Source organism: Caldovatus aquaticus (assembly GCF_019458025.1).
Taxonomy (GTDB): domain Bacteria; phylum Pseudomonadota; class Alphaproteobacteria; order Acetobacterales; family Acetobacteraceae; genus Caldovatus; species Caldovatus aquaticus.
Genome location: NZ_JAHZUY010000118.1, coordinates 1 through 2,942, shown reverse-complemented (window position 1 = coordinate 2,942; position 2,942 = coordinate 1). Strand labels below are relative to the sequence as shown.

Sequence of the window (2,942 nt, the reverse complement as noted above, 5' to 3'; positions counted from 1 at the left end):
ATCCCCGGCACCTCGTCGCGCAAGGTTGCCTTCCCGCGCGACGCCGAACGCTACAGGCCCCGCAACGCCATCGCGCGAACCTTCTGCCGCATCGAGGATTCCCGCGGCATCGCCACCCGATACGACAGGACCGCCCGCAACTTCCTCGCCGCCGCCTGCCTCGCCGCCGCCATCACCTACCGGGCGCGATTGAGTCCAGAGCCTAAGGCAGCGGCGGAATCATCCCCCGTTCCTCGATGAGGGCCGTCTTCACCCGGCCGAGGAAGGTCGCGCCATCGGCGAACCAGTGCCGCGCCTCCGGCGAGGCGACCATCCGGGCGCGCGCCTCGGGGCCGTCGAACCGGGACTCGGCGAAGCCATCCACCGGATCCGCCATCGGGAAGGGCGGGATGTCGGGCCGGAACCGCTCCTCGACGACGCCGGAGAGGACGAAGCCGCGCAGTTCCGGCACGCCGTGCGCCATGGCGGCGTGGACGCCGCGCCAATGCCGGCGGAAGGTCTCCGGCGTGGCGTCCGCGCGCCGCCGGATCACGCTCAGCGCCTTGAGCGGCGTCCGCGGACCGCCGCCGGGCAGCGGCACCGCCACCTGCTCCTCGGTGACGAAGCTGCGGATGCCGCCGATGATCGTCGCGCCGTCGGCGTGCCAGCGCCTGCCCGCCGCCGACGCCGCCGCGCGCGCCCGCGCCTCCTGGTCGTCGTACCAGAGCTGGGCGATGCCATCGAACGGCGCCATCTCCAGCGGCGTGACGTCGGAGCGCGCATGCTCTCCCGCAGGGAGGCAGAGGACGTAGCCACGCAGGCCCGGCACCTCGAGGCACATCGGCGCGCGGCCGGCCGCGCTGCGGGCGGCAGAGAAATTGCGGCGCGAATGCCGGGCACCGCGGCAGGCCGCTCCAGCCGGCCGCATCGCCGGGCGCAAGGCCGACGCGCGCGGGCGACGGGCGCGAAAGGGGCGCCTGCCCCCGCCGTTCGTGCCTCGCGCCGCTGGCGCGCTCATTCCGGCGGCGGCGGGATCGCCAGATAGGCGATCCGCTTCGCCTCGCGCCGTCCGCGTGTGACCGTGTCCAGCACCAGCCCGCAGGTGAGGGAGAGCAGCGCGGCGAGGGTCAGCGTCGCCGAGAGCACCGCGGTCGGCAGGCGCGGCACCAGGCCGGTGCGGAGGAACTCCTCCAGCACCGGCAGGAACAGGACGATCGCCGCGAGGAACAGCAGCGCGGCGATCGCGGCGAAGAAGGGCAGCGGCCGCTCCCGCTTCACCAGCGCGATGATCGCGCCGAGGATGCGCAGCCCGTCGCGCAGCGTGCTGAGCTTGCTCGCCGAGCCTGGGGGGCGCTCCCGGTACGCCGTGCGGATCTCGGCGACCGGCAGGCCGAGCTCGAGGGCGTGCACGGTGAACTCCGTCTCGGTCTCGAAGCCGCCGGCGAGGGCCGGAAAGGACTTCACGAAGCGGCGCGAGAAGACGCGGTAGCCGGAGAGCATGTCGCTGATCCGGTTGCCGAAGACGAGCCGCACCATCCCGGTCAGCAGCCGGTTGCCGAGCCGGTGGCCGCGGCGGTAGGCAGCGGCGCCGTCGGCCGCGACGCGGACGCCCGTGACCATGTCGAGGCGCCGCTCGAGCAGCAGGCGCACCATCTCCGGGGCGGCGGCGGGGTCGTAGGTGTCGTCGCCGTCCACCAGGACATAGACGTCCGCCTCGACGTCGGCGAACATGCGGCGGATGACGTGCCCCTTGCCCTGCAGCGCCTCCTCGCGCACCACCGCGCCGGCGGCCGCGGCGACCTCGCGCGTGCGGTCGCGCGAGTTGTTGTCGTAGACGTAGATCCTGGCTCCGGGCAGGGCGGCGCGGAAGCCGGCGACGACGCGGCCGATCGCCGCTTCCTCATTGAAGCAGGGGATGAGGACGGCGATTCGCGGGCTCGCGCCGCCGGGCGCGGCAGGGGCGGGGTCCTGGGCGGGCAGGGCGGCGGCCTCCTCGTGCGCGGGCGCCCGGCGCGCCGGCGGTCAGCGTTGCGCATGCGGGCGACGGCGGGCGCGCAGCCGATGATGCCGGGATCGGGCCGGGCGGGCCAGTTCGCGGTGCGCGCTCCCCTTCCGCGCCGCCGATCCGCTCGCGACGGTCGCGGCTGGCCGGCAGCCCGCGCCCCGGCGAGGCGGGGCAGGCCCGGCGTGAAGCGGCCGCGGGCGGCGCCGATGGCGTCGCCCCGCCCGAACCGCCTGCCGCCCGCGCGGCCATCGAGGAGGTGCGCCGCCCTTGCCGAGGAGGGCGATCCGGTCGCGCAGCAGCCCGAAGATCCGCAGCCGCGCTGCACGCGAGGCGGGCCGCGGCAGCGCGCCGAGCCAGGGCGCAGGGATGGGACACGCGCGCAGCCCAGAGGCCGCTTCGACCGACCCGCGGCGGCGTCGTCGCGGCCACGGGGCGCGCGTCGGTGGGGCGCGCGGTCGCCACCGCGACGGTGCGAGTCCGGGGCCGCGGGGCCGGACGCCGGCGCGTGCACCCGCGCCTAAGAGCGTGTTTGAGAAGGGGCTCCCGGCGCGGGGAGAAGCGTGATTCATGGGGTGTCGGCCTTGAGGGCGACACCCGATGCGACGGCGCCGCCGACCCTACCCGACCGACCTGACCGATGCCCAGTGGGCGGCGATTGCCGAGCTTGTGCCACAGGCGCGGCCCGGCGGCAGGCCGCGCCGGGCATCGTCGCGCGAACTGGTCAACGCGATCCTCTACGTGCTGCGCGGTGGCATGGCCTGGCGCCTGCTGCCGCACGACTTCCCGCCCTGGCAGACGGTCTACTACTACCTCCGCCGCTGGCAGGCCGAGGGCGTGTGGGAGCGCATCCACCATGCCGTGCTGCTGGCCGACCGCGCGCGGGCAGGCCGCGAAGCCAGCCCGACGGCGGCGATCATCGACAGCCAGTCGGTGCGCACCGGCGATCAAAAGGGGGCTC

3 protein-coding genes and 1 pseudogene are annotated in these 2,942 nt (G+C 75.4%); 2 read left to right on the top strand and 2 right to left on the bottom strand.

The window, feature by feature from the left end; genetic code table 11:
• Positions 1-240, top strand: a pseudogene (locus K1J50_RS18685) (hypothetical protein); the annotation flags it as partial.
• Here K1J50_RS18685 and K1J50_RS18680 read toward each other — a convergent pair.
• Entirely contained in the window at positions 203-820 is a 618-nt protein-coding gene (locus tag K1J50_RS18680; RefSeq protein ID WP_255575469.1) for an EthD domain-containing protein, read from the bottom strand. The pseudogene K1J50_RS18685 and the gene K1J50_RS18680 overlap by 38 nt on opposite strands.
• 173 nt (positions 821-993) lie before the next feature.
• Positions 994-1,959 (bottom strand): glycosyltransferase family 2 protein, encoded by a 966-nt coding sequence (locus K1J50_RS18675; protein WP_220119253.1) that lies wholly within the window; start codon positions 1,957-1,959, stop codon positions 994-996.
• Between the two features lie 622 nt (positions 1,960-2,581).
• On the opposite strand from K1J50_RS18675, the gene K1J50_RS18670 reads away from it, so the two are divergent.
• Positions 2,582-2,942: IS5 family transposase (locus tag K1J50_RS18670; protein WP_220119251.1), on the top strand; the 361-nt coding region annotated here is incomplete at its 3' end.